The organism is Streptomyces sp. NPDC097640, assembly GCF_040302705.1.
Taxonomy (GTDB): Bacteria; Actinomycetota; Actinomycetes; order Streptomycetales; family Streptomycetaceae; genus Streptomyces.
The window spans coordinates 49,408-76,045 of the sequence record NZ_JBEOSB010000039.1 but is presented as its reverse complement, the minus strand read 5'-3'; the positions used below and the strand labels follow the sequence as shown (position 1 = coordinate 76,045).

General features: G+C 71.4%; 25 protein-coding genes. 16 read left to right on the top strand and 9 right to left on the bottom strand.

The features are described from left to right. The first annotated feature begins 47 nt into the window (after positions 1-47). From hutU to hutI, 4 genes are all read left to right on the top strand, one after another. Positions 48-1,712, top strand: coding sequence for a urocanate hydratase (hutU, locus tag ABTY62_RS41960; RefSeq protein ID WP_352134640.1), 1,665 nt, complete (start codon positions 48-50; stop codon positions 1,710-1,712). Positions 1,713-1,855: 143 nt separating this feature from the next. Further along, positions 1,856-3,043, top strand: a complete 1,188-nt coding sequence (locus tag ABTY62_RS41955) for an allantoate amidohydrolase (RefSeq protein WP_352134639.1) — start codon at positions 1,856-1,858, stop codon at positions 3,041-3,043. Then, entirely contained in the window at positions 3,034-4,383 is a 1,350-nt protein-coding gene (locus ABTY62_RS41950) for a formimidoylglutamate deiminase (RefSeq protein ID WP_352134638.1), read from the top strand. Before ABTY62_RS41955 ends, ABTY62_RS41950 begins: the two co-directional genes overlap by 10 nt. A 119-nt stretch (positions 4,384-4,502) precedes the next feature. Beyond that, positions 4,503-5,672 carry an imidazolonepropionase gene (hutI, locus tag ABTY62_RS41945; RefSeq protein WP_352134637.1) on the top strand — a complete coding sequence of 390 codons (1,170 nt, stop codon included), beginning with the start codon at positions 4,503-4,505 and terminating at the stop codon, positions 5,670-5,672. 10 nt (positions 5,673-5,682) lie between these two features. Here the strand turns inward: hutI and ABTY62_RS41940 are convergent, their stop codons facing one another. Continuing rightward, the gene (locus ABTY62_RS41940; protein ID WP_352134636.1) at positions 5,683-6,627 is read right to left on the bottom strand and encodes a zinc-binding dehydrogenase; all 945 of its coding nucleotides are present in this window, start codon (positions 6,625-6,627) and stop codon (positions 5,683-5,685) included. Between the two features lie 117 nt (positions 6,628-6,744). Between ABTY62_RS41940 and ABTY62_RS41935 the strand changes: the two genes are divergently transcribed. Then, entirely contained in the window at positions 6,745-7,374 is a 630-nt protein-coding gene (locus ABTY62_RS41935; protein WP_352134635.1) for a TetR/AcrR family transcriptional regulator, read from the top strand. A 141-nt stretch (positions 7,375-7,515) separates the two neighbouring features. Here ABTY62_RS41935 and ABTY62_RS41930 read toward each other — a convergent pair whose 3' ends face one another. Continuing rightward, complete coding sequence (locus ABTY62_RS41930) at positions 7,516-8,481, bottom strand: RNA polymerase sigma factor SigF (protein ID WP_352134634.1); 966 nt, start codon at positions 8,479-8,481, stop codon at positions 7,516-7,518. Between the two features lie 249 nt (positions 8,482-8,730). Here ABTY62_RS41930 and ABTY62_RS41925 point away from each other — a divergent pair, with 249 nt between their 5' ends. The 6 genes from ABTY62_RS41925 to ABTY62_RS41900 all read left to right on the top strand — a co-directional run bounded on the left by ABTY62_RS41925 (position 8,731) and on the right by ABTY62_RS41900 (position 14,361). Then, positions 8,731-9,099, top strand: a complete 369-nt coding sequence (locus ABTY62_RS41925) for an STAS domain-containing protein (protein WP_352134633.1) — start codon at positions 8,731-8,733, stop codon at positions 9,097-9,099. 194 nt (positions 9,100-9,293) lie between these two features. Continuing rightward, complete coding sequence (locus ABTY62_RS41920; RefSeq protein ID WP_352134632.1) at positions 9,294-9,803, top strand: ATP-binding protein; 510 nt, start codon at positions 9,294-9,296, stop codon at positions 9,801-9,803. 196 nt (positions 9,804-9,999) lie between these two features. Continuing rightward, positions 10,000-10,758: an LPXTG cell wall anchor domain-containing protein gene (locus ABTY62_RS41915; RefSeq protein ID WP_352134631.1), complete on the top strand. Its 759-nt coding sequence runs from the start codon at positions 10,000-10,002 to the stop codon at positions 10,756-10,758. Between the two features lie 95 nt (positions 10,759-10,853). Beyond that, positions 10,854-11,852, top strand: a complete 999-nt coding sequence (locus tag ABTY62_RS41910; RefSeq protein ID WP_352134630.1) for a COG1470 family protein — start codon at positions 10,854-10,856, stop codon at positions 11,850-11,852. Next, a complete protein-coding gene (locus ABTY62_RS41905) occupies positions 11,849-13,048 on the top strand; it encodes a hypothetical protein (RefSeq protein WP_502997628.1) in 1,200 nt (399 codons plus the stop codon). The genes ABTY62_RS41910 and ABTY62_RS41905 overlap by 4 nt, the downstream gene beginning before the upstream one ends. 14 nt (positions 13,049-13,062) lie before the next feature. After that, entirely contained in the window at positions 13,063-14,361 is a 1,299-nt protein-coding gene (locus ABTY62_RS41900) for a hypothetical protein (RefSeq protein WP_352134664.1), read from the top strand. Between the two features lie 68 nt (positions 14,362-14,429). Here ABTY62_RS41900 and ABTY62_RS41895 read toward each other — a convergent pair whose 3' ends face one another. Then, the gene (locus tag ABTY62_RS41895; protein ID WP_352134629.1) at positions 14,430-15,959 is read right to left on the bottom strand and encodes a peptide MFS transporter; all 1,530 of its coding nucleotides are present in this window, start codon (positions 15,957-15,959) and stop codon (positions 14,430-14,432) included. Positions 15,960-16,271: 312 nt separating this feature from the next. Here ABTY62_RS41895 and ABTY62_RS41890 point away from each other — a divergent pair, with 312 nt between their 5' ends. Continuing rightward, positions 16,272-16,952 carry a response regulator transcription factor gene (locus tag ABTY62_RS41890; protein WP_014177112.1) on the top strand — a complete coding sequence of 227 codons (681 nt, stop codon included), beginning with the start codon at positions 16,272-16,274 and terminating at the stop codon, positions 16,950-16,952. Positions 16,953-17,002: 50 nt separating this feature from the next. Then, positions 17,003-18,262 (top strand): sensor histidine kinase, encoded by a 1,260-nt coding sequence (locus ABTY62_RS41885; protein WP_352134628.1) that lies wholly within the window; start codon positions 17,003-17,005, stop codon positions 18,260-18,262. A gap of 10 nt (positions 18,263-18,272) precedes the next feature. Here the strand turns inward: ABTY62_RS41885 and ABTY62_RS41880 are convergent, their stop codons facing one another. From ABTY62_RS41880 to ABTY62_RS41855, 6 genes are all read right to left on the bottom strand, one after another. After that, positions 18,273-18,782, bottom strand: a complete 510-nt coding sequence (locus ABTY62_RS41880; RefSeq protein ID WP_352134627.1) for a GtrA family protein — start codon at positions 18,780-18,782, stop codon at positions 18,273-18,275. 99 nt (positions 18,783-18,881) lie between these two features. Then, positions 18,882-19,253, bottom strand: a complete 372-nt coding sequence (locus ABTY62_RS41875) for a hypothetical protein (protein ID WP_352134626.1) — start codon at positions 19,251-19,253, stop codon at positions 18,882-18,884. A 40-nt stretch (positions 19,254-19,293) separates the two neighbouring features. Then, the gene (locus ABTY62_RS41870; protein ID WP_352134625.1) at positions 19,294-20,895 is read right to left on the bottom strand and encodes a peptidoglycan-binding protein; all 1,602 of its coding nucleotides are present in this window, start codon (positions 20,893-20,895) and stop codon (positions 19,294-19,296) included. A gap of 14 nt (positions 20,896-20,909) precedes the next feature. Beyond that, entirely contained in the window at positions 20,910-21,278 is a 369-nt protein-coding gene (locus ABTY62_RS41865) for a hypothetical protein (RefSeq protein ID WP_352134624.1), read from the bottom strand. Between the two features lie 116 nt (positions 21,279-21,394). Continuing rightward, positions 21,395-21,931, bottom strand: a complete 537-nt coding sequence (locus tag ABTY62_RS41860) for a protease inhibitor I42 family protein (protein ID WP_352134623.1) — start codon at positions 21,929-21,931, stop codon at positions 21,395-21,397. A 2-nt stretch (positions 21,932-21,933) separates the two neighbouring features. Next, positions 21,934-23,493 carry a cysteine peptidase family C39 domain-containing protein gene (locus ABTY62_RS41855; protein WP_352134622.1) on the bottom strand — a complete coding sequence of 520 codons (1,560 nt, stop codon included), beginning with the start codon at positions 23,491-23,493 and terminating at the stop codon, positions 21,934-21,936. 181 nt (positions 23,494-23,674) lie between these two features. Here ABTY62_RS41855 and ABTY62_RS41850 point away from each other — a divergent pair, with 181 nt between their 5' ends. The 3 genes from ABTY62_RS41850 to ABTY62_RS41840 all read left to right on the top strand — a co-directional run bounded on the left by ABTY62_RS41850 (position 23,675) and on the right by ABTY62_RS41840 (position 26,638). Further along, positions 23,675-24,814, top strand: a complete 1,140-nt coding sequence (locus ABTY62_RS41850) for a 5-(carboxyamino)imidazole ribonucleotide synthase (RefSeq protein WP_502997627.1) — start codon at positions 23,675-23,677, stop codon at positions 24,812-24,814. After that, positions 24,811-25,344, top strand: coding sequence for a 5-(carboxyamino)imidazole ribonucleotide mutase (gene purE, locus ABTY62_RS41845; RefSeq protein ID WP_352134621.1), 534 nt, complete (start codon positions 24,811-24,813; stop codon positions 25,342-25,344). The genes ABTY62_RS41850 and purE overlap by 4 nt, the downstream gene beginning before the upstream one ends. Positions 25,345-25,441: 97 nt before the next feature. Then, positions 25,442-26,638 (top strand): dipeptidase, encoded by a 1,197-nt coding sequence (locus ABTY62_RS41840; protein ID WP_352134620.1) that lies wholly within the window; start codon positions 25,442-25,444, stop codon positions 26,636-26,638.

Genomic DNA, 26,638 nt, shown 5'->3' with positions numbered 1-26,638 from the left:
AAAGATGTGAATATATTGATCCAGTCAACGGCAGGGAGGCACGGCCCATGTCAGGACCGCGACCCGTACGCGCACCGCGTGGCACCGAACTCAGTGCCCGGGGATGGCAGCAGGAAGCCGCTCTGCGGATGCTCCAGAACAACCTCGACCCGGAGGTCGCCGAGCACCCGGACAAGCTCGTCGTCTACGGCGGCACGGGCAAGGCGGCCCGCGACTGGCGCTCGTTCGACGCCATGGTCCGCACGCTCACCACGCTGAAGCAGGACGAGACGATGCTGGTCCAGTCGGGCCGGCCGGTCGGCGTCATGCAGACCCACGAGTGGGCGCCGCGCGTGCTGATCGCCAACTCCAACCTGGTCGGCGACTGGGCCAACTGGGAGGAGTTCCGCCGTCTTGAGGCGCTCGGCCTGACCATGTACGGCCAGATGACCGCCGGCTCGTGGATCTACATCGGCACCCAGGGCATCCTCCAGGGCACGTACGAGACCTTCGCCGCCGTCGCCGCGAAGAAGTTCAGTGGCACCCTGGCCGGGACCATCACCCTCACCGCCGGGCTCGGCGGCATGGGCGGCGCGCAGCCGCTCGCGGTCACCATGAACGACGGCGTCGCCATCTGCATCGACTGCGACCCGCGCGCCATCGAGCGCCGTATCGAACACCGCTACCTGGACGTACGGGCCGACAGCCTGGACCACGCCCTCCAGCTGGCCGTCGAGGCGCGCGACGCCAGGCGGCCGCTGTCCATCGGCGTCCTGGGCAACGCGGCCGAGCTGGTCCCCCAGCTGCTCGCGATGAACGCCCCCATCGACATCGTCACCGACCAGACCAGTGCCCACGACCCGCTGGCCTATCTGCCGCTGGGCGTGGACTTCGACGAGATGGCCTCGTACGCCGCCGAGAAGCCCGCCGACTTCACCCAGCGGGCGCGCGAGGCCATGGCGATCCACGTCGAGGCCATGGTCGGCTTCATGGACGCGGGCGCCGAGGTCTTCGACTACGGCAACTCGATCCGCGGCGAGGCCCAGCTGGCCGGCTACGACCGCGCCTTCGCCTTCCCCGGCTTCGTGCCCGCCTACATCCGGCCCCTCTTCTGCGAGGGCAAGGGCCCCTTCCGCTGGGCGGCCCTGTCCGGCGACCCCAAGGACATCGCGGCCACCGACAAGGCCATCCTCGACCTCTTCCCGGAGAACGAGTCGCTGGCCCGCTGGATCAAGCTGGCGGGGGAGCGGGTCCACTTCCAGGGCCTGCCCGCCCGGATCTGCTGGCTCGGCTACGGCGAGCGCGACAAGGCGGGCGAGCGCTTCAACGAGATGGTGGCCGACGGCACGCTCGCCGCGCCGCTCGCCATCGGCCGCGACCACCTGGACTGCGGCTCGGTGGCCTCCCCGTACCGCGAGACCGAGGCGATGCTCGACGGCTCGGACGCGATCGCGGACTGGCCGCTGCTCAACGCCATGGTCAACGTCGCCTCGGGCGCGTCCTGGGTCTCCATCCACCACGGCGGCGGCGTCGGCATGGGCCGCTCCATCCACGCGGGCCAGGTCACGGTCGCCGACGGCACGGCGCTGGCGGGCGAGAAGATCCGCCGCGTGCTGACGAACGACCCGGGCATGGGCGTGATCCGCCACGTGGACGCGGGCTACGACCGCGCGGACGAGGTAGCGACGGAACGAGGCGTCCGCATCCCCATGCGCGAGGAGGACACCGCATGAGTGTGGGCAATCGTCCCGCAGAGGGGGCACCTCCCAGCGGTAGCTGGGGGAGGGACGGGTGGGCACACCCCGCCCACCGGCCCGCACCCGCCCACGAAACGGAACCCGCGGCGGCGCCAGGCGCACCCGCCACGTTCCACGAGATGTGGCGCGACCTCCTCCCCATCGGCCGCAACCAGGCAACCCACGGCTACCGCCGCTACGCCTGGACCCCCGCCGACGCCGACTGCCGCGCCTGGTTCCGCGCCCAGGCGGAGACCCGCGGCCTTGCCTACGAGGAGGACCGCAACGGCAACCAGTGGGCCTGGCTCGGCGACCCGGCCGCCGGGGACGCCGTCGTCACGGGCTCGCACCTGGACTCCGTGCCGGACGGCGGCGCCTTCGACGGCCCGCTCGGCGTCGTCTCCTCCTTCGCCGCGCTGGACGAGCTGCGCTCGCGCGGGGCACGCCCCGCCAAGCCGCTCGCCGTCGTCAACTTCGGCGACGAGGAGGGCGCCCGCTTCGGCCTGGCCTGCGTGGGCTCGCGGCTGGCCGCCGGGCAGCTGAGCGCCGAGCAGGCGCACGCGCTGCGCGACGGCGACGGGGTGAGCCTGGCGCAGGCCATGGAGCGCGCCGGGTACGACCCGGAGGCGATCGGCCCGGACCCGGAGCGGCTGGCCCGCATCGGCGCGTTCGTGGAGCTGCACATCGAGCAGGGCCGAGCCCTGGCGGACGGCACGCACCCCGTCGGCGTCGCCTCCGCGATCTGGCCGCACGGCCGCTGGCGGTTCGACTTCCACGGCGAGGCCAACCACGCCGGGACGACCCGGCTGGAGGACCGCCGCGACCCGATGCTGACCTACGCGAACACCGTCCTGGCCGCCCGCAAGAAGGCGCGGATCGCCGGGGCGCTGGCGACCTTCGGCAAGGTCGGCGTGGAGCCGAACGGCGTCAACGCCATCGCCTCGCTGGTGCGGGGCTGGCTGGATTCCCGGGCCCCCGACGAGGAGACGCTCGCGGCCGTCGTCGGCGAGATCGAGCGCGCGGCCGTGGAGCGCGGGCTGCGGGACGGCGTGAAGGTCAAGGTCACGCGGGAGTCGTTCACGCCGGTGGTGGAGTTCGCCCATGGCCTCCGCGACGAGCTGGCGGGGCTTCTCGGCGGGGCCCCGGTCCTGCCCACCGGCGCGGGACACGACGCGGGCATTTTGTCCGCGTCCGTACCGACCGCCATGCTGTTTGTAAGGAACCCCACCGGCGTCTCGCACTCACCCGCCGAGACGGCGACCGAGGATGACTGCCTCGCCGGGGTGACGGCACTCGCCGACGTACTGGAGGGCCTGGCGTGTCGCTGACGGCGCAGACCTACTGGGCGGAGCATGCCTGGCTGGGCGGGAGCGTGCAGCCGAACGTGCTCATCGTGACGGCGGTCGACGGCCGGATCAAGGAGGTGCGGGCGGATACGCCCGTGCCGCCCGCCGGGGCCGTCTGGCTGCGCGGGCTGACCCTCCCGGGCCTGGCCAACGCCCACAGCCACGCCTTTCACCGCGCCCTGCGCGGCGTGGTCCAGGCGGGCAGTGGCACCTTCTGGACCTGGCGGGAGGTGATGTACGGCGTCGCGGACAAGCTCACCCCCGAGCGCTACTTCGATCTCGCCCGCGCCGTCTACGCCGAGATGACCATGGCGGGCATCACCTGCGTCGGCGAGTTCCACTACCTCCATCACGCGCCCGGAGGCACCCGCTACGACAACCCCAACGCGATGGGGGAGGCCCTGATCGCGGCCGCCGCCGAGGCCGGGATCCGGATCACCCTCCTCGACACCTGCTATCTCTCCTCCGGTTTCGGGGCCGAGCCCGACGCCCACCAGCTGCGCTTCTCCGACGGCACGGCGGAGACCTGGGCGGAGCGGGTGTCCGGGCTCAAGGGCGACGGCAACACCCGGATCGGCGCGGCCGTCCACTCGGTGCGGGCGGTGCCCGTGGACCAGCTGGGAACCGTCTCCGGCTGGGCCGACCACCATGCCGCCCCGCTCCATGTCCACCTCTCGGAGCAGACCGCCGAGAACGACGCCTGCGTCGAGGCGCACGGCTTCACCCCCACCCGGGTGCTCGCCGACCACGGGGTGCTCGGCCCGCGCACCACGGCCGTGCACGCCACCCATCTCACCCCCGGGGACATCCGGCTGCTGGGCCACTCGGCCACCGGCGTCTGCATGTGCCCGACCACCGAGCGCGATCTCGCCGACGGCATCGGCCCGGCCGCCCAGCTGGAGCAGGCGGGCTCCACCCTCTCGCTGGGCAGCGACAGCCATGCCGTGATCGACATCCTGGAGGAGGCACGCGCCATGGAGATGGACGAGCGGCTGCACACCCGCACCCGGGGCCACTGGAGCGCGCCCCGGCTGCTGCGCGCCGCCACCGCCGACGGCCACGCCGCCCTCGGCTGGGGCGACGACGCGGGCCGGATCGAGCCCGGCGCGCTCGCCGACCTCACGACGATCGCACTGGATTCCGTCCGCACGGCGGGACCGCCGCCCGCCCTCGGCGCCGAGACGGCCGTATTCGCGGCGACCAACGCGGATGTCCGGCACACCGTGGTCGGCGGGCGCCATGTCGTACGGGACGGGGCGCACCAGCTCGTCCCCCGAGTCCCCGAGGCCCTGGCCGAGGCCATCGCGGCCCTGCGGGACTGAGCCACAGCACCATGCCCGGCCCGGTGACCGGCCCCATGACCGGCCGCTTCACGACCGGCCATTTCACCACCGGCCCCATGAGGGCCCGGTGACCGGCCAGATGAAGGAGAACGCCCGCGATGACGACCGCGACCGCCATCATCGACATCTCCACCCTCGTCACCAACGACCCCTCCCTCGGCGAAGGCCCCCTCGGTCTGATCCAGGACGCGGCCGTCGTGATGGAGGACGACCGCATCGCCTGGATCGGTGACTCGAGCAAAGCACCCGCCACCGACAATCAGGTCGACGCCGGCGGCCGGGCGCTGCTCCCCGGCTTCGTGGACTCCCACTCCCACCTCGTCTTCGCGGGCGACCGGACGGAGGAGTTCAACGCCCGGATGTCCGGCCGCCCGTACAGCGCGGGCGGCATCCGCACCACCGTGGCCGCCACCCGCGCCGCCTCCGACCAGGACCTGGACGCGAATGTGGCGCACTACGTCCGCGAGGCGCGCCGCCAGGGCACCACGACCCTGGAGATCAAGTCCGGCTACGGCCTGACCTCCCAGGACGAGGCCCGCTCGCTGGAGGTCGCCTCCGCCTACACCGACGAGGTCACCTATCTGGGCGCCCACGTCGTGCCGCCCGAGTTCGCCGACGACGCCGCCGCGTACGTGGATCTGGTCACCGGCCCGATGCTGGACCTCTGCGCCCCGCGCGCCCGCTGGATCGACGTGTTCTGCGAGCGGGGCGCCTTCGACGGCGACCAGGCCCGTACGATCCTCACCGCCGGAGCGCAGCGGGGGCTGACCCCGCGTGTGCACGCCAACCAGCTGACCCAGGGCCCCGGCGTCCAGCTGGCCGTCGAGCTGGGCGCCGCCTCCGCCGACCACTGCACCCACCTCTCCGACGCCGATGTCGACGCCCTGGCCCAGGGCGACACGGTCGCCACGCTGCTGCCGGGCGCGGAGTTCTCCACCCGCTCGCCGTACCCCGACGCGCGCCGGCTGCTGGACGCGGGCGTGACCGTGGCGCTCTCACCCGACTGCAACCCGGGCTCGTCCTTCACCAGCTCCATGTCCTTCTGCGTCGCGCTGGCCGTCCGTGAGATGCGGATGACCCCGGACGAGGCGGTCTGGGCGGCCACGGCCGGCGGGGCGCGGGCCCTGCGCCGTACCGACGTCGGCCGGGTCGCCGTCGGCCTCCGCGCCGATCTGGTCCTGCTGGACGCCCCCTCGCACGTCCACCTCGCCTACCGCCCCGGCGTCCCCCTCGTCGCGGCGGCCTGGCACGGCGGCACGCTGGTCTGACGGACGTCCCCTACGCCGGCACCTCCAGGACCGCCTTACCGCGCACCCGGCGGCCGAGCAGCGCCTCGGCCGCCTCGGTGGCCCGCGACCAGTCGCCCCGCCAGGCGATCTGCGGGTCGAGTTCGCCGCTCGCCACGAGCCCGGCCAGCCACGACAGGTCCTCGGCCAGCCCGTCCACGTCCTCCAGCAGGAAGTACGTGGTGATGGACCGGTTGTGTCCTTCGTTGCCGAAGAAGGCCCCGTACGGGAAGCTCTCGCTGTCGCCACCGTTGTGCCCCAGGGCGATCAGCGTCCCGTGCGGGGCCAGGGTCTCGTACGCGGCGACCAGCGCCGCGCCGCCGACCAGGTCGATCACGCCGTGCACCGGCTCGGCCGGCTTCACCGCGGCCGGTTCTCCGGCGCTCACGACGACCTCGTGCGCCCCCAGTGCCCGCAGCTCGGTCTCCTTCGACGGATCCGAGGTGGCCGCGACGACGTGCGCGCCGCCCCGGGCCGCCAGCTGTACGGCGAAGCGCCCGACCCCGCCGCCCGCGCCCGTCACCAGCACCCGCCGGCCCAGGATCGGCCCGAGGCGGCGCAGCGCGCGCAGCGCGGAGCCCGCGGCCACCGGCAGCGTGCTGACCGCCCCGGGGTCGGTGCCGGGCGGGACGGCGGCGAGCAGGCCGGTGTCCACCGCGCGCAGCTCGGCCCAGGCTCCGTCGGCGCCGAGGGAGACCACGGGCGTGCCGGCGGCCGGGCCCGAGCCGTCCGCCGCCGCCCGGACCACCACGCCCGCCGCGTCCCAGCCGGGCACGTCTCCGTCGGCGCCGCCGGGCAGGACGTGGGAGACCTCGCCGTAGTTGAGCGAGAACGCCTCGACCCGCACCAGCGCCTGGTGGGGCGCGGGCTCGGGGTCAGGGACTTCGGCCAGGGACAGATGCCCGGGGGCCGCATGGTCGATCGTCAGTGCGCGCACGTCCGCCTCCGCGGTTCACAGGTGCTGCTGATCAAGGAATTCCATAGTGCCACTCAGTGGCATAAGCCTACAAGTGGCAAAAGACCCGGGGAGGCGCCGGGCGGTAGGCTGCCGGGCGTGGTGAACGAACTGCCGCTGCGCGAGCGCAAGAAGCTGCGCACCCGCGAGGCCCTGGTCGAGACCGCCCTGGCGCTCTTCTCGGAGAAGGGGTTCTGCGCGGTCACGCTCGATGAGCTGGTGGGCGCGGTGGAGGTGTCCAAGCGCACGTTCTTCCGTACGTTCGCCTCCAAAGAGGACGTCGCGCTCGCGCCCGAGAAGGAGCTGTGGGCCGCGTACAGCGCGCGCATCGAGGCGCAGCCGCCGACCGGCCCGCTGCTGACGGCGCTCGAGGACACGCTCTTCGCCGCCGTGGCGGACATGGCGGACGGCTGGGAGCGCCGCTTCCGCGTCAGCCGCGCCCTCGCCGACCGCACTCCGGCGCTGACCGCGCACAGCCTCGGACACTGCGCGGACGTCACCGACGCCCTCGTGCGCTCCGTCGCACGCAGCCGGCCCGACTCGGCGACCGACGAGTTGCGGGTGCGGCTGCTGCTCGAGCTGATGCTGGCGGCGTGGCGCAGCGCGCTCAAGGAGTGGGCGCAGGCCCCGGGGGAGCCGGGCCGCGACGAGCTGCGGGCGCGGACGCGCGAGGCGCTGAACGCGCTTCCGGAAGTCGCCGGCCTGATCGCCGACTCCACCCGGGGCTGACGCCCGGCGGACGGGGAGTCATGTCCCGGTATTCGATGTGGGGAATGCGTGCGGGGAATGGTCGCGGGGAAGGCGCACGCGGGCGCGGATAAGGGCCCGTCCCAGGCCTGGGGGCGGGCCCTTATCCGTCTGCGGTGAGCGCTACTCCTCGATCATCAGGCCTCTGCGGAGCCGGACGAGTGTGCGCGACAGCAGCCGGGAGACATGCATCTGGGAGATGCCCAGCTCATCACCGATCTCCGATTGCGTCATATTCGCGACGAAGCGCAGGGAGAGAATTTTCCGGTCGCGCGGCGAGAGATCCGCGATGAGGGGTTTGAGGGATTCGACGTATTCGATGCCCTCAAGGCCGTGATCCTCGTAGCCGATGCGGTCCGCGAGCGCGCCCTCGGTGTCGTCCTCTTCCGGCTGGGCGTCCAGCGAACTCGCGGTGTACGCGTTGCTCGCGGCCATGCCCTCGATGACCTCGGCGGTGGTGATGTCCAGCCGCACGGCCAACTCGGCGGCGGTCGGGGCGCGGTCCAGCCGCTGGGCCAGTTCGTCGCCGGCCTTGGCCAGGTCGAGCCGCAGCTCCTGAAGCCGCCTGGGGACCCGCACCGACCAACTGGTGTCCCGGAAGAAGCGCTTGATCTCGCCGATGATGGTCGGCATGGCGAAGGTGGGGAACTCGACGCCGCGGCTGAGCTGGAAGCGGTCGATGGCCTTGATGAGGCCGATGGTCCCGACCTGGACGATGTCCTCCATGGGCTCGCTGCGCGAGCGGAAGCGGGAGGCGGCGAACTTGACCAGGGCCAGGTTGAGCTCGACCAGGGTGTTGCGGACGTACGCGTATTCGTGCGTGCCTTCTTCGAGGATTTCGAGCCGCTCGAAGAGGGTCTTGGACAGCGCCCGCGCGTCTACCGGCCCTACCGTTTCATACGGCGGGATCTCGGGTAGATCGGCCAGTTCGGGCAGATCCTCGAAAGAAAGACCGGTGACCGTAGGGCCATCCGGGCCGGAAGTGAACTGTTGCGGCGGGGGTGTCGACGAGGCGGTGAGCCGAGTGTCCTGAGTGGTCCGAGTGGTCACAGAGGAATCGGTGCGCGATTCGTCGAGCCGGGGTGACATAAGTCTCCTCCCTCATTCTCGGCATATGGCTGCCGATGCCATTACGACTGCTGCGGTTTGCGGCGCCTCCAAAGCCGGCCGTGGCGGGTGTGTCTCTCTACGCCTACCCGGATTCACCTGCAAGTGGCAAGTCCAACTTGTCCGTGTTTGGCGAAGTATGTGGATTGTTCGGGTACCGGAGGCGGTGGAGAAGGCGTAATGTTCGACACGCGCAATCGAAAGCAACGAGACGCCAGAAGAGGTGCGCACATGGACCGCCAGATGGTCGGCAGCGCAAGCAAGGGCCGACTACGGGTCGAGGTTCGGCACCACGGGGCGAGCGCGGTCGTGACACCGGCGGGTGAGCTGGATCACCACACTGCCGAGGCGTTGCGGGAACCGCTCGAGGCCTGCGTGGAGGAGGGGCATGCGCGGCTGGTCGTGGACTGTTCCAGGCTGGAGTTCTGCGATTCCACCGGACTCAACGTCCTCCTCGGCGCCCGTCTGAAGGCCGAGGCGGAGGGCGGCGCGGTCCATCTGGTGGCCATGCAGCCGGTCGTGGCGCGCGTGTTCGAGATCACAGGGGCGGAGGCCGTCTTCACGGTGCACGACTCCCTGGACGCGGCGCTCGTCGAGTAGCGCGGGCTCTTCCTGTTTCCGTGTTTCCCGGGGGCATCTCCGACACGTCATGGATGCGTAGTCCGCGTCACACGAGACGTTCGGAGGAAGTGGGTGTTCTCACGCTTTCGTCGGGCAGGAGACAGGCTGAAACTGTTGAAAAGATCAGGTATTCCTTGTCCCTGAATCGGTGAATCGGTGAGGTGAAGCCGCTGATGAGCACCACCCGGCCGTACCCGCCGGGCGACCGTGGCCCGGAGCCGGACGGCCCCGCTGCTTCGGCCACCCCGACGGCGACCCCACCCGTCGGGCCCATCCGCCAGACCCGCAGGCTCCACCTGATCGGGGCCAGCGGCGCGGTGCCGCGCGCTCGCGACTTCACTCGCGACGCGCTGCGCGACTGGGGCTGGCTCCCGGCGGTGACGGCCGATCAGCGAGCCGCCGCCGAGGACGTCCTGCTCGTCGTCTCCGAACTCGTCACCAACGCCTGTCTGCACGCCGACGGGCCCGAGGAGCTGCGCGTCAGCTGCTCGGCGAAGGTGCTGCGGCTCGAAGTGGTGGACCTCGGCTCGGGCACCCCCGCCCCCCGCACCCCGCACCGCGCGGGCCGCCCCGGCGGGCACGGCATGTTTATCGTGCAGCGGCTCTGCCTCGACTGGGGGGTCGTACGGAACCCCGACAGCGCCGGCAAGACGGTCTGGGCCGAACTCGCCGCTCCCTCCTGACGACTGGGGTCCCCTCCCTGCCCGGCGGCCTGCGCGGGCCCGCGCAGGCCCTGGTTTCCACATCTTCACCCGCTTCGCGTCGAACCGGCGCGTACTTTGTCTTCCCTCCATAAGGTCCCCGGCGTACTGTCAGCGCCCGATCTGATGTGTCGTCAGTAACATTCGGCTGCGGCACTTGACGAGAGGGGATCTCGAGGTGTCCCACACACAACGCCACCCCGCCGGCCGTGGCGCAGCCCTCGCACTCGCCGCGGCCGTGGCCGGCTCGGCGGTACTCCTCACCGCCCCGGCCGCGCGGGCCGTCACCGTGGACGTCAACTACAAGTGCCAGACCCCGATCGGTGACAAGAGCGCCGTGTCGCCCATCGACATCAAGGCCGTGAAGAGCGGCAGCGCGTACAAGCTCACCATGTCCTTCCAGAAGGGCGTCTCCTCCAGCCCCGTCGAGCTGGGGAAGGGGGCCATGCACCCGAGCGCGCTCATCAAGCTCGGCGGCGCGGAGAGCGGCACGCTCAAGGTCGCCGGGTCCCCCAACGCCGAGGCCATCCCCGCCAACACCCCGATCAAAATCACCGACTTGACGGGCGACTACACCCCGAAGAAGAACGGGAAGGTCACCTTCACCGCCTCCACCCTCACCATCAAGGCGCTGGGCACCACCACGACCTGCACACCGGGCAACAGCCCGGGGCCCTCCCTGACCCTGGACGTCACGGGCGCGGCCGGCTCGGGCGGCACGAGCGGTACGGACGGCGGCACAAGCGGTACGGGCGGATCCGGAACCAGCGGAACCAGCGGCACCAGCGGTGCGCAGAGCTCCTCCGGCGGCAGCCTTCCGCAGACCGGACCGGCGGACTCCGCGGTCGCCCTCGGCACGCTCGGCGCCACGGTGGTCCTCGCCGGAGCGGCCGGAACGCTCTGGCTGACCCGACGCGGGCGTACGCGCCGCGCGTAGGGGCGTCAGCCGGACACCGGGCCGGGCCGGGTCCGCCGCCGCCCCGCGGTCAGGCACGAGCACGAGCACCAGCACCAGCACTCAAGGAGCCGCCGATGCCGTCTCGTATCCGCGCAGCGTGGACGGTCGCCGCCGTGCCCGCCCTCGCCACCGCCCTGCTCGCCGCAGCGCCGCTCACCGCGCCCGCCACGGCCGCCGGGCCGGACTGGTCCGCGCGCCCCGCGGCCGGCGGCGCGGGCGGGCCGGGCGCCGACGACCGGCCGTACTTCTATCTGGAGGGCGGGCCGGGCAGCGCGCTCCGGGACCGGCTCTCGGTCGTCAACCACAGCAAGCGGCCCCGTACCGTCCAACTCCGTGCCGCGGACGCCGCTTCCGGCGGCGCGTGGATCGCGCTCGCCGCCAAGCGGGTCACGGTCCCGGCCCGCACCCGCGCCGACGTCCCCTTCACCCTCACCGTCCCGCCCGAGACGCCGCCAGGCGACCACCCCGGCGCCATCCTCGTCTCCGGCGGCGGCCACGAGGTCCGGGTACCGGTGTATCTGCGGGTCGGCGGGCGGACGCTGGCGGCGCTCTCCGTCGAGGACATGAAGGTGGTCAAGGCGGACGGCGGCGCCGCCATCCACTACGCGCTCGTCAACCGCGGCAACACCGTGCTGACGCCCCGGCTGGCGGTCCGCGCCGACGGGCTGTTGGGCGAGGTGCTCCGCCGGGACGCCCGCACGCTGCCCGTCCGACTGGCGCCGGGCCGCCGGGTGCGGCTCACCGAGAAGTGGCCGGGCGCGCCCGCCCTCGACTCGGTGGACGTCACCCTCACCGTCACCGCGGCGGGCGGCGCCCACGCCACCGCCTCCGCCGGCTACACCGCCGTGCCCCGGGGCGTCGTGGCCGGGGCGGCGGCCGTGGGGCTCGGCGCGGCCGGGGGCGGGAGCGCCTGGCTGATGCGGAGGCGGCGCGGCCGCCACCACAGGCCCGGCGTCCCCGGGACAGGCCCGAAGGACGGCGGCGCGGACGGCGGCGCGGAGGGCGGCGCGCCCGTGGAACCCGCGCGGGAGACACGGGAACCGGCAGGCACGGGGTCAGGAGCGAGGACGTGACAGGCCGTACGGACATCCAGCCGACCCCGCGCCCGGCGCCGAGGCCCCCAGGCGCGGCTTCCCGCGGACACCGCCCGCTCGCCGCGCTGTTGGCCGTGCTCGCGCTCGTCGTGCTGGCGCTCGGCGCGCCGCCGCAGGTCCGGGCCGCCGCGGCCGACGGACCGACCGCGACGGTGTCGAAGGAGGAGGCGGGCGCGGGCGGCACGGTCACCGTGAGCGGCCGGGGATGGCGGCCCCGCGCACTGCTCATGATGCTCATCTGCGGACAGAACATGATCGGCGGCACCAACTCCTGCGCCAATTCCGACGGCAGAGCGGTCACCACCGACGCCCAGGGCGCCTTCAGCAAGAAGCTGCCGGTCGCCGAGCCGCCCGAGCCGTGCCCCTGCGTCATCCATGTGGCGACCGTCACCGGCGAAGCCGCCACCGTGGATGTGACGTTCCGCGTCGCGGGGCATCCGGTCGAGCCGCTGCCGGAGCGGGAGGGGACCGGGGGCGAGCGGCTGCGGGCGCTGTCCGCGCGCCTCGACGGCTCGAGCGGGCTGCTCACCTGGTTCGGCGCGCCACCGCAGCGGCGTCTGGTGGTCACCGTCGCCAACCTCGGCTCCACCCCGGCCCGCGACCCGGTCTTCCAGGTGGGCACCTCGCACGGCGTGTTCGCTCCCTCCTGGGAGGAGCAGCAGTGGCGGGGGACCATAGCGGCCGGGAAGAAGGCGCAGGTCAAGCTCCCCGTCGAGCTGTCGGCGGGCGCGCACGGCGACTATCAGGTGTCGCTCAGGTACGGCGGGAAGGTGCTGGTCGAGCAGCCGTGGACGGTGGGGCGGCCATGGGGCGTCACGCTCTTCTGGATCCTGCTGTGCGTGGTGGTCCCGGCGGCGGTCTTCCGCATCGGCATGGCCGTCGTGGACAAGGTGCGCCCGCGTACGGCGGTGGTCAGCGGGCGCGGTGGCCGCCGTCGCCCGGTACGGCGGTGGCCGCCGCGTAACCCGCGCACCCCCCGGCCGCCGTCCAGGACCCCGGCCCCGGCGGAGAGCGAGGGTGGCGGCGCGCTGCCCTGGTTCACCCCGGACACCCTGCCGGGCAGCTCACTGCCTCAGGCGAAAGGCACAGAGCGAACAGAGCGAACAGAGCGAACTGAGCGACAACTTTCCGCACCGTCCCAGGAGAACCGACCGACCCCGAAAGGAACGACGTGAGTACGCAACGAAGAGTGGGCGCGGCAGCGGTCGCGCTGCTGCTCGGCGGTGCGGGCGTGCTGATGGGCGCGGGCACCGCACGGGCGGCCGAGGTCTCGTACGCGACCGAGTGTCTGCCACCGCCGATCTCCGGCCTGCCTCCGGTGGAGGGCACCACGACGGTGGACGTGCAGGCCCCGGCGACGGCGAAGGTCGGCGACGAGGTCGAGGTCGTCTGGAAGACGGTGCAGGCCGCCTCCAAGAACCCGCCGATCCTCGACCTCGAGGAGAACACCGTCTTGCCGACCGGCACCGTCACGGTGGGCGGCGCGCAGACGGGCGAACTGGCCATGGAGGGGCCGCGGGAGAACCCGGCGATCCCCAAGGACAGCCCGATGAAGCTGTCCGACATGAAGGGCACGCTCAAGCTGACGAAGGCGGGGGAGGTGACGCTGACCCCGGGCGCGTACAACATCAACGTCAGCAAGCCGCTGTCCACGGACACCAAGTGTTCGGCGAAGGAGGCGGTCAAGGCCGCGGCCACCATCAAGGTGACGGACGGCGGCAGCACCACGACGGGCGGCTCGACCACCGGCGGTAACACAACAGGCGGCACCACGACCGGTGGCACCACCACGGGCGGCACCACCACGGGCGGCGGCGGTGGCGGCGACTCGCACACCGGCAAGGAGGTCCAGGTCGCCTACGCCTGCAAGACCCCCATCGGCGACAAGAACGCCACCTCCCCGGTCCGCATCGACGCCGTCAAGAAGAGCGGCAGCTTCGACCTGACCGTCAAGTTCGGCAAGTCGGTCATGGACAGCCCGGCCGACATCCCCGCGGACTCGGTCAAGCCGTCGATGGCCGTCAAGGTCGCCGGCGCGGACAAGGGCACGGTCGCGGTGGAGGGCCCGACCAACAAGGAGGCCATCAAGTCCGGCGCCCCGATCGAGATCCCCGACCTCACCGGCACCTACAAGCCCGGCGCGAGCGGCAAGTCGACGCTCACTCCCGGGGTGCTCACGGTCAAGGCGCTCGGTACGACGACCACCTGCACCCCCGCCAGCGGCACCCAGGCCTCGCTCGAGCTGGACACCACGGCCCAGCCGGGCGGCACCTCCGGCGGCGACAGCGGTTCCAGCGGCAGCGGCACCAGCGGTACCAGCGGCTCCACGTCCGGCGGTGGCACCTCCACCAGCGGCGGGCTTGCCGAGACCGGGGCAAGCGACCACGGCGGCCTCAAGGCCCTCGGGCTGGTGGCCGGCACGGCCATCCTGCTCGGCGCCGCCGTCTTCACCCTGACCCCCTGGCGCAAACTGCGCGGCACCCGCTGACGCACGGCGCGTACGCGAGGGGCCCGGCGCGATCACCCGCGCCGGGCCCCTCACTCATCCACGGCGTCTCAGTGGACGTCGGCCATCAGCCGCACGACCTTCTTGCGCGAGAAATAGATCGCGACACCGGCCGCCGCGGCCGCCGCCGCCTCCAGCGCGATGATCCCCACGCCGCTCAGGTCGACCCCCGCGATGGACAGCAGGCCCGTGACGCAGTCGCCGGCGGTGACGGCCAGGAACCACACGCCCATCATCTGGCTCGCGTACTTCGCGGGCGCCATCTTGGTGGTCACCGAGAGCCCCACGGGCGACAGGCACAGCTCGCCCATGGTCTGGATCAGATAGATCGACACCAGCCACATCGGGCTGACCTTCGCACCGTCCGAGGCCATCCCCATCGGGACCATGAAGACGAAGAAGGACGCGCCGATCAGCAGCAGGGCCAGGGCGAACTTCGCCATGGTGCCCGGCTCCCGGCTGCGCCGGGCCAGGGCCAGCCAGGCCCAGGCGAAGACCGGCGCCAGCGCCATCACCATCAGCGGGTTCACCGACTGGAACCAGGACGACGGGAAGTGCAGGCCGAAGATCGTGTCGGCGGTCTTGGTCTCGCCGAAGGCGGACATCGTCGAGCCGCCCTGGTCGTAGATCATCCAGAAGACGGCCGCGGCCACGAAGAACCAGATGTAGCCGCTCACCTTGGTCTGCTCGACCGGTGTGAGCTCCTTGTCGCGCTTGATGCGGACCAGCACCCCGGTGGGGATGATCAGACCCAGGATGGTGATCGGCACCAGCGCCCAGTTGAGCGTCCAGTGGCCGGTGGCCACCACCACGGTGTAGAAGACCGCCGCGACGGCCAGCCAGATCAGGCCCTTGCGCAGCCAGGCGTTGCGCTCGGCGACCGCCAGCGGGGTCGGCACCACGCTGCTGCGCGGGCTCAGATGGCGGGTGCCGACCAGGAACTGGATCAGGCCGAGCCCCATGCCCACCGCGGCGAGCCCGAAGCCCAGGTGCCAGCTGTACTGCTGGCCGATGGTGCCGATCACCAGCGGGGCGGCGAAGGCACCGAGGTTGATGCCCATGTAGAAGATCGTGAAGCCGCCGTCCCGGCGCGGGTCGGACGGGCCGTCGTAGAGGTGGCCGACCATCGTGGAGATGTTGGCCTTCAACAGCCCCGAGCCCAGGGCGACCAGCGCCAGACCGGCGAAGAACGTCGCCTGGCCGGGCACGGCGAGCGCCAGGTGGCCGGCCATGATGATGCCCGCCGCGACGGCGACCGTCTTGCGCGGGCCCCAGACGCGGTCACCGAACCAGCCGCCCGGCATCGCGAGCAGATAGACCATGGCCAGGTACACCGAGTAGATGGCCACCGCGTTGCCCTGCGTCAGCTCAAGGCCGCCGCCCTGGCTGCCGGCCTTGGCGTCCGGGCCCCCGGCGATCAGGTAGAGGACCAGCAGGGCCCGCATGCCGTAGAAGCTGAAGCGCTCCCACATCTCGGTCATGAAGAGAGTGGCCAGGCCGCGGGGGTGGCCGAAGAAGGTCTTGCCGCCGTCGGCAGGGGTTCCCTGCCTGGCCGCGCCCTTCGTCTGGCTGGACGCCATGGTGGTTCCTTGTATGTGCTCATGCCCGGGCAGGGTGTCGCACGAGGGCGTGCCCGGTGGGGGGTGGCGGCCGTGTGCCGGACCGGCAGAGCAGATGGCTGCGGCCCCGTACACGACGAGGACCTTCGGCGCTGCGATTACGGCCAAAGGTCCCGAAAAGTTGCTACGGACTCCCTGTCACCATACGACACGCCATGCACGACAATGACCGTATTGAGAGATAGCTCACGCGTGCCGTGTGCAACCTTTTGTGCTTCGGCCGTAGTCCCGTGCGCGCCCCGTGCGCGAACGTGGTCGGACTACCATCACCCCATGACCCGAGTACTGCTCGCCGAGGATGACGCGTCCATCTCGGAGCCGCTCGCCCGCGCCCTGCGCCGCGAAGGATACGAGGTCGAGGTGCGGGAGGACGGACCCACCGCGCTCGACGCCGGGCTGCAAGGAGGCGTCGACCTGCTCGTCCTCGACCTGGGCCTGCCGGGCATGGACGGCCTGGAGGTGTGCCGCCGTCTGCGTACGGAGGGCCACGGTTTCCCCGTCCTGGTGCTCACCGCGCGCGCGGACGAGGTGGACACGGTGGTCGGCCTCGACGCCGGCGCCGACGACTATGTCACCAAGCCGTTCCGCCTCGCCGAGCTGCTGGCCCGGGTGCGGGCCCTGCTGCGGCGCGGTGCCGTGGAGACGCAGGCGCAGCAGCCGGCCACCCACGGGGTGCGCATCGACGTCGAGTCGCACCGCGCCTGGATGGGTGACGAGGAGCTCCAGCTGACCGCCAAGGAATTCGATCTGCTGCGGGTCCTGGTCCGGGACGCGGGGCGGGTCGTCACCCGCGACCAGCTGATGCGCGAGGTGTGGGACACCACCTGGTGGTCGTCCACCAAGACCCTCGACATGCACATCTCCTGGCTGCGCAAGAAGCTCGGCGACGACGCGGCCAACCCCCGGTACATCGCCACCGTGCGCGGGGTCGGGTTCCGCTTCGAGAAAAGCTGAGAAAACCTGAGCAAAGCCGAGAGACATCCCCAGCGTGACACGGTAGGGCTATGCGCCGTCGTTTGATCAATTCCACGCTCGCCGTGGTGCTCGTCGTCATCGCCGTCTTCGGTCTTTCCCTGGTCATCGTGGAGACCCGGACCATCGAGAACAGCGCCCAGGAGAGCGTCGAATCGGACGCGGTGCGCCTGGTCAGCATCGTCGACAGCAGACTGCTGGGCGGCGAGGGGGTGACCCCGACGGTGCTGCGGGAGCAGATCGAGCCGGGCCGCTACGCCCTGATCAGGATCCCGGGCCACGATGTGGTGGAGATCGGCCGGCGCCCGACCGGCAGCGTCATCTCCGCCAAGGAGAAGGGCGAGCAGGGCGAGACGGTGCTGGTCGAGGCGTCGCGCTCGACCGTCAGCCAGGAGATCGGCCGCACCATGCTGATCATCCTGGCGGTGGCGCTGCTCGCCGTGCTCGCCGCCGTCTTCCTCGCCGTACGGCAGGCCCACCGGCTCTCCGCCCCGCTCACCGACCTCGCCGAGACCGCCGAGCGCCTGGGCTCGGGGGACCCGCGCCCCCGCCACCGGCGCTACGGGGTGCCGGAGCTGGACCGGGTCGCCGATGTGCTCGACTCGAGCGCCGAGCGGATCGCCCGGATGCTCACCGCCGAGCGCCGGCTGGCCGCCGACGCCTCGCACCAGCTGCGTACGCCGCTGACCGCGCTGTCCATGCGGCTGGAGGAGATCACGCTCACCGACGACCCGGAGACGGTCAAGGAGGAGGCTCAGATCGCGCTGGCCCAGGTGGAGCGGCTCACCGACGTCGTCCAGCGGCTGCTGACCAATTCGCGGGACCCGCGGACCGGCTCCGCGGTCGCCTTCGACCTGGACGAGGTGGTCAAGCAGCAGATCGAGGAGTGGCGCCCGGCCTCGCGCAGCGAGGGCCGCGCCATCGTGCGCTCCGGGAAGAAGGGGCTGCGGGCGGTGGGCACCCCGGGGGCCGTCGCCCAGGTGCTGGCCACGCTGATCGAGAACTCGCTGATGCACGGTGACGGAACGGTCGCGCTGCGCACCCGGGTGACCGGCAACCAGGCGGTGGTCGAGGTGTCCGACGAGGGGCCAGGCGTGCCGCCCGACCTGGGCGCGCGGGTCTTCGAGCGCACGGTCAGCGGGCGCAACTCCACGGGTCTTGGGCTCGCCGTCGCCCGCGACCTCGCGGAGGCGGACGGCGGCCGTCTGGAGCTGCTCCAGCAGCACCCGCCGGTCTTCGCGCTCTTCCTGAGCCGCGAGGGCGACGCCGGGCGCGAGGGCGCTGGTTCCTGACTACTCCTGACTACTTCCTGACCGTCCGGTCGGGCGTCTCGGAGAGGAAGGACTCGGCCGTCTCCACCGCCTCCTTGGCGGGCAGCGCGCGGAACACCCAGGTGCGGTAGGACCAGAACCGGAAGAGCGTGGCGATGCCGATGCCGAGGAACTTGAACACGTTGTTCTGGAGCTGGCTGTCCCAGCCGAACCCGTACGTGGCCGTGTAGAGCACGCCGTTCTCGATGATCAGGCCGACCGCGCTGAACAGCAGAAAGAGGGTGAGTTCCTTGGTGCGCCCCTGCTTGTCGCGGTCCCGGTAGGTGAAGTACCGGAACCCGACGTAGTTGAAGGCGATGGCGACGATGGTCGCCGCGATGCTGGCCCGCACCGTGGGCAGCTCGGTGACATGGCTGATCAGGTTGAAGACGCCGAGGTTGACGAGCACACCGGCCCCGCCGACGGCTCCGAACTTGAGGATCTCATGGGTGAGTTGATCCACTCGTGCGCGCAGCCTGCCGAACATGCGCTGTTCACTCATGGCGACTACTCAGCCCCGTCCGATCGCATCGACAACATCGCCCCATGCTAACCAGCGGGCGGGGCGCCCGCCTGCCGGTGCCCCCGAACCGGCCTTTTCTCATCGGTCGCCGCGGGCCCGTACCCGCAGCTCCAGCACCGCGGCCACCGCTTCCAGCCACCGTGCCACCGTCTCGTCCTCCGCCACGCCCTTGACCAGGGGCGCGGCCGTCCCCAGCCAGTCGCGCGCCAGCGCGCCCGCCTCGGGCCCGGGCAGCGGTTCCGGCAGCTCGGAGGCCATCCGGGTGCCCCCGCGCCGTACCACCTCCGCGAGGTACGCCACCGACCGCGGCTGTACCTCCAGCCGCTCGGCCCCGAGCGCCGCGGCGATCGCCCCGTCCCCGAAGAGCGCGGTGCGGTGGGCGCCGCCGAACATCAGCCCGTAGCGGATCATCAGGGGGACGTCGAGGGCGATCAGCTCTTTGTCGGTCATGTTCTGGTGTGTCATGAGGTCTCGCTCAGGGTGGTGCTGGTCACTTCGGAAGATTGAAGTTGTAGGCCTCCGGCAGGCGCTTGTCCGAAGCCTTGTCCATGTGGTTGTTGAGGAAGTCGTCCTCGCTGACCCAGCTGGTGAACCCCCAGGGGTTGTAGACCTCCAGTTTGTCGCCCTCGTGGCCGACGATCATCAGCGCGTGCGCCACCGAGACCTTCTGCCCGTCGATGGTGTCGAACCCGTGCACACCGACCGGGACCGGCTTGCCCTGGTCCACCGCCTCCTCGATCAGGGGCAGGGCCTTGCGCCGGGATTCCGCCGTGTACATGTCGTGGTGCTCGTAGCGGGCGCCGGTGTGCGACGCGACCTCGTCGTTGAGGACGTTGTTCTTGCCGATATCGTCCATGCCCCCGTCGGGGAGGGGACCGCCGTCGCCCTCCTTGTGGACCCGGGTCTGCTCGTCGAGCAGCCGCTTCTCGAACGCGGCGGGGCTGTCGTACGCCGGGTCGCCGGGGTGCCCGCCGGTGGTCAGCCGCAGCGTGTAGACGGGGTCGACCAGGGCGCGGGCGGTGACGGTGGACGAGGCCACGCAGGTCCCGCTCTTGTCGGGCTGCATCCACACCGCCCCCTTCGAGCCGGGGACGTCGAACTCGGACGCCAACTCGAGGCCGACCCTGGTGTCCCCGCTGGTGTGGAACGGCGCGAGGTGTTCGCGCAGCCAGGTCGCGTCCCGGCCGTGGATGTCCTCGCCGAAGGACCGCAGCGTCTTGATGTCGTACCCGGCGGCCAGGGCCTTCATCAGATACGCGCTCTCCTGCGGGGACTTGGCGCGGGAGATCAGCCGGTCGAACTCGGCCTGGTCCTGCGCGCTCATCTTGTCCCTGAACTGCGCGGAGCGCTTGAGTTCGTTGGCGCTGAGGATCTCGTTGAGGTCCGCGGGGCCGCCCGGATCGGCCGCGTCGGCGATGACCAGCCGGTCCGCGTCGGTGAGGCCGCCGGCGGTGACCTTCCGGGTCCGGGCCTGTGCGGCCAGCTTGTTGAGCTTGTCCGCCGCCTTCTTCCCGCCCTCCTTGGCCCGGTCGTCCGCCTCCATCAGGTACGTGATGCCGTCGAGGGTGGCCTTCTTGGCTTCCAGGAGCTGTTCGTGATCGCTGAACATGCCGCACAGCGACTTCCCGTAGTCCAGCGCGACGCGCGCGTACTCGTCCGTCGCCTGCGCCGCCCCGATGTCGATGGCCAGCTGCCGCAGCACCGGCACGGCCTCCCGGAGCTTCTCGGCCGTCTCGTCGGTGGTGCGCGAGGCGGCGCCCACGACCTCGCTCGCCTTCTCCCCGGCCGTGCCCACCCACACCGCGGGCAGTCCGGCCTTCGCCACCTTTCCCAGGTCGCCCTGCGCGGACTCCAAGAGCTCCGCGGCGCGCGTGTAGCTCGCCGCGACGCCGTCGATGTGGTCCGGGTCACCGAAGGGCACGGGGGTCTCCCGTGCCTTGCCGATCGCGTCGGACAGATCCGAGCAGAACCCGATCGCCGCGAAGCCCGCGTCCTCGAACTTCAGGGACTTCACGTGCTTGTGCAGCGCGTCCAGCTTCTGCCGCTTGGTCTGATCCTGCGACTTGTGCTGCGTTTTATCGTGCCCGGCCATGTGCGCTGCGCCTCTCAGGGGTTCTGCGAGAAGCGGTCGATGGCGCTGAACTCGCTCTTTCTGGCGAGGTCGGTTCCGTGATACGCCCTCGAACTGACCCCGATCTTCTTCTGGAGCTCGCGCACCGCGCCCTCAAGGGTCTTGCATTCGGCGATCCAGGCGTCGGAGAAGTCGTTGAAGGCGGACGCGGCCCCGTACTCGCCGAAGTGCATCAGGGAGGAGGGCAGTTCGAGGAGCCCGCCGAATCCGGGGAGCCCGCCGCCCTCGTCGCCCTGCTCCAGCAGCCCCTTGGCCGCCTTGATGTCATCGGCGGCGAGCCCCAGGCGCTCCCCCTGACTGAGCGCGCCGCCGTGTTGGATGCCGAGGTCCTTGTCCTGCCCCATCAATGCCTCCCCCGAGGAAGTGGACGCGGTGGGTCCGCGCCAAATACGGCCGAATCCTAACCATCGTGACTGAGACCGGGACGGGCGGGCCATGGGCGTCGTCCCGAAACGCCGGATCAGCGCACGGTCACCCGATAGGTGACGGTGCGGGGAAGGTCGGGGGAGTAGCCTCCGGCGGATTTGTCCGTGCCGAAGGAGTTGGCGAGGACGATCCGGGTCTCTCCGGCCTTCAGCGCCTCGAAGGTGAAGTACTTGGTGTGGCCCCCGCCGACCAGTTCCTTCTCCCGGGCGGTCTGGTACGAGCTCTCGCCCACCTTGCGCAGCACCGCCGCCGACGGGCCGGGCTCGGCCAGGCTCCAGTCGGCGCGCGCGGAGATGTTCTGCCGCATGGCGATCGAGAACCGCTCGCCGCTCTTGACGGTGAGCGGGCCCTCGGCGCGGTCCAGGTCCTTGGAGTAGCCCGGGTCCTGGTGGACCGTGCCGAGACCGGTGGGTTTCGGGTCGGAGGACGGCGAGGGGGAGGAGGTGGGGGAGGACGAGGCCGAGGTCGGCTCGGCGTGCTCGTTGGGAGTGGTGGTGTCCTGGCAGCCCGCCGCGCAGAGCGCGAGGCCGGTCAGGAGCAGGGCGGAGGTGCGATGGGTAAAGGTGTTCATGGTCACTTCGGCAGGGAGATGGCGTAGGCGGTCGGGTAGTAGCCGTTGTTTGCGTAGCCCATCCGGTTGTTGACGAAGTCGTCCTCGCTGACCCAGGTGGTGGTGCCCCAGGGGTTGTAGACCTGGAGTCTGTCGCCCTCGTGCCCGACGATCATCATCGCGTGCTGGCCGGTGGAGCCCGTGACGAAGACCTGGACGGGCACGCCGTTGTCGAGCTGCTTCTCGACCTCGACCAGAGACGCGCGACGGTCCTCGGCGTTGTCCAGCCTCCGTTCGGCGTAGTCGGCGCCGGTGTGCCTGCCCAACTCGACGTCGTTGAGCCGCTCCCGTTCGGTCTCGTCAATGCCGCCGCCATAGGGGAGCGGATCGCCGTCGGCCGCGTAGTGGGCGCGGTGCTGCTCATCCCGCAGGCGCTCGCTGAACGCCGCGGGGTTGTCGTACTTGGGGTCGCCGGGATGGCCACCGGTCGTGAGGTTGAAGGCGTACAGCGGGTCGATCATCGCCCGTGCGTTGACGGTGGACGAGGCGACACATGTCCCGTCCGGACCCTGGTCCCACTTGGCGCCCTGGTAGTTCACGTCGTTGGTGCCGGCGTCGGTGCTCTGGATGACGACGGGGGTGAGGCGGTCGCTCAGCCACTGCGGGGACCGGCCGTGGATCTGCTGGGCGAAGCGGTCGATCTCCCGTACGTCGTGCCCCGCGGCCAGGGCCTTCATCAGATACGCCCGTTCCTGCGGGGACTTGGCGGCGGACAGCAGCCGGTCGAACTCCGCCTTGTCGTGCGCGTTCATCTTGTCCATGAACTCGGAGGACCGCTTGAGTTCGTTGGCGGTGAGGATCTCGTTGAGTTCTGCGGGCCCGCCGGGGGCCGCGGCGTCGGCGAGGACGAGCCGGTCGGCGTCGGTGAGCCCGTCGGCGGTGACCTTCCGGGCCCGGGCCTCGGACGCCAGCTTGGTGAGCGCCTTCTGGGCCTCGATGCCGGCCGCCTTGGCACCGCCGGCGGCCTCGCTCATATACGAGACGCCGTCGAGGACGGCGGTCCTGGCCTCGCGCAGCTCGTCCGGCGGCATGATGAGGTCGCCGTTGTTCAGGATCGACGCCGCGACTTCGAGCGCGGTGAGCCCGTAGTCGTGCCTCGCCTGGGCCTTGCCGATGCCCATGGAGAGGGCCTTCAGTACGGGTACGGCCTCCTGGAGCTTCTGGGCCATCTGATCGGCGGAGTACGAGGCGGCGCCCACGACCTCGCTCGCTTTCGCCCCTGCGGTGCCCACCCACACGGCGGGCAGCCCGTCCTTGGCGACCTTCCTCAGATCGCCCTGGGCCCTGTCCACGATCGCGGCCGCTTTTCCGTAGCCCGCCGCGACGCCGTCGATGTGGTCCGAGCTGCCGTGCGGGGCGGAGAATTCCCGCGCCTCGGCGATCGCGCCGGCCAGGTCATTGCGGACCCTCAGCTGGTCGTCGAGTGAATCGGCGTCCACCTGGATCGCCTGGACGCGCTTGTGCAGCTTGTTCAGCCCGTCCTGGTTGTCGGTGAACTTCTCTCTCAGCCTGCCCGTCGTCATTCGGCTTCCCCCCGTAGGACCTGCTCAGCAGGTCCACGTCAAACCCTGCTGACAGATCCATGTCGAATGCACGGAGATCATAACGTCGAGGAGCAACATCCAATAGATCCGCCGAGGCAGCCCCTCGGGGCCCTGGATACGCGCCCCGGGGCGCGCCTGGCCGGGAAGCTACCCTGGGGGCGTGACATTCCCGGTAGTCGGCATGGTCGGCGGCGGCCAGCTCGCCCGTATGACCCACGAGGCGGGCATCCCCCTCGGTATCAGGTTCAAGCTGCTCAGTGACACCCGCCAGGACTCGGCGGCCCAGGTGGTCAGCGACGTCGTGGTGGGGGACTACCGCGACCTGGAGACCCTTCGTGCGTTCGCACAGGGCTGTGATGTGGTCACCTTCGATCACGAACATGTCCCGGCCGAGCACCTGCGCGCCCTGGAGGCGGACGGCGTCGTCATCCGCCCCGGCGTCGAGGCGCTGCTGCACGCCCAGGACAAGGGCGTGATGCGGGAGCGGCTGCGCGCCGCCGGGGTGCCCTGCCCCCGCCACCGCATCGTGGCCGACCCCGCCGACGTCGAGCGGTTCGCGACGGAGGGTGACGGTTTTCCGGTCGTCCTCAAGACCGTGCGCGGCGGTTACGACGGCAAGGGCGTGTGGGTTGTCCGGGACGCGGCCGAGGCGGCCGAGCCCTTCCGCGCCGGGGTGCCGGTCCTCGCCGAGGAGAAGGTCGACTTCGCCCGCGAGCTGGCCGCCAATGTCGTACGGTCCCCGCACGGCCAGGCCGTCGCCTACCCCGTCGTCGAGTCGATCCAGGTCAACGGGGTCTGCGACACCGTGATCGCCCCGGCCCCCGGGCTCTCCGACGAGCTGTCCGGGCAGGCCCAGGAGATGGCGCTGAAGATCGCGGCGGAGCTCGGGGTCGTCGGCCATCTCGCGGTCGAGCTCTTCGAGACCCGGGACGGGCGGCTGCTGGTCAACGAACTGGCGATGCGCCCGCACAACTCCGGCCACTGGACCCAGGACGGCGCCGTCACCTCCCAGTTCGCCAACCATGTGCGCGCCGTGCTCGACCTGCCGCTCGGCGATCCGCGCCCGCGCGCCACCTGGACCGTGATGACCAATGTGCTCGGCGGCGACTACCCCGACATGTACACCGCCTATCTGCACTGCATGGCCCGCGACCCCGCCCTGAAGATCCATATGTACGGCAAGGATGTGAAGCCCGGCCGCAAGGTCGGCCACGTCAACACCTACGGCGACGACCTGGCCGACGTGCGCGAGCGCGGCCGCCACGCCGCCGACTACCTCCGAGGGACCATCACCGAATGAGCAGCCCCAGCACCCCCGTCGTCGGCATCGTCATGGGTTCCGACTCCGACTGGCCCGTGATGGAGGAGGCGGCGAAGGCCCTCGACGAGTTCGAGATCCCGTACGAGGTGGACGTGGTCTCCGCCCACCGCATGCCGCGCGAGATGGTCACATACGGCGAGAACGCGGCGCCCCGCGGCCTCAAGTCGATCATCGCGGGCGCCGGCGGCGCCGCCCATCTCCCGGGCATGCTGGCCTCCGTCACCCCGCTGCCGGTGATCGGCGTGCCGGTCCCGCTGAAGTACCTGGACGGGATGGACTCGCTGCTGTCGATCGTCCAGATGCCCGCGGGCGTGCCCGTGGCCACCGTCTCCGTCGGCGGCGCCCGCAACGCCGGGCTGCTGGCCGCCCGGATGCTGGCCGCCCACGACCCCGAACTGCTCGCCCGGATGCGCGACTTCCAGGAGGAGCTGAACGAGCAGGCGACGCAGAAGGGCAAGCGGCTGCGCGCCAAGGTGGACGGCGCGAAGTCCTTCGGCTTCGGGAAGTAGCGGGGCGCAGGACCCCGTACGGGGCATGCCCGGCATGCCGGGCGTGTCCGACGTGGCCCCCGTGACGTGGGCCGGGGCCACGTAAGAGGATGGGGGAATGACCGAGCGACTCGCGCAAGCCCGTGCCCTGCTGGCCGCCCACCCCGTCGTCGACGGCCACAACGACCTCCCCTGGGCCCTGCGCGAGCAGGTCCGCTACGACCTCGACCGGCGCGATATCGCCCTCGACCAGCGCGCCCATCTGCACACCGACATCCCGCGGCTGCGGGCGGGCGGCGTGGGCGCGCAGTTCTGGTCCGTCTACGTCCCCTCGCGGCTGAGCGGCGACGCGGCGGTCAGCGCCACCCTCGAACAGATCGACGTGGTGCGGCGGCTGGCCGACCGCTACCCCTCCGATCTGCGGCTCGCCCACACCGCCGACGACATGGAGGCGGCGCGGGCCGAGGGCCGGATCGCCTCGCTCATGGGCGCGGAGGGCGGCCACAGCATCAACTGCTCGCTCGCCACGCTGCGCGCGCTGTACGAACTCGGCGTGCGCTATATGACGCTCACGCACAACGACAACATCCCCTGGGCGGACTCCGCGACCGACGAGCCGCGCGCCCACGGCCTCACCCGCTTCGGCGAGGAGGTCGTCCGGGAGATGAACCGGATCGGCATGCTCGTCGACCTCTCGCATGTCTCGGCGGACACCATGCGGGACGCGCTGCGGGTGACCGACGCCCCCGTCGTCTTCTCGCACTCCTCGTCGCGCGCCGTGTGCGACCACCCGCGCAACATCCCCGACGACGTCCTCGCGCTGCTGCCCGCCAACGGGGGTGTGGCGATGGTCACCTTCGTCCCGAAGTTCGTGCTGCCCGAGGCCGTGGCATGGACGCGGGCGGCGGAGGAGAACATGCGCGCCCACGGCCTGGACCCGGTGGCGACCACGCCCGAGGCCATGAAGATCCACCAGGCGTACGAGGAGGCCAACCCCCGCCCGGTGGCCACCGCGGCCACCGTCGCCGACCACCTCGACCACATGCGCGAGGTGGCGGGCATCGACCACCTCGGCATCGGCGGCGACTACGACGGCACGCCCTTCGTCCCCTCGGACCTCGCCGATGTCGCGGGCTATCCGAACCTGATCGCCGAGCTGCTGGAGCGCCGCTGGTCCGAGGCGGACCTGGCCAAGCTGACCTGGCACAACGCGGTGCGGGTGCTGCGGGACGCGGAGGCGGTGGCCCGGGACCTCGGCACCCACCGAGGCCCTTCGCTGGCGACGATCGACGAGCTGGACGCGGCGGGCGCCTGA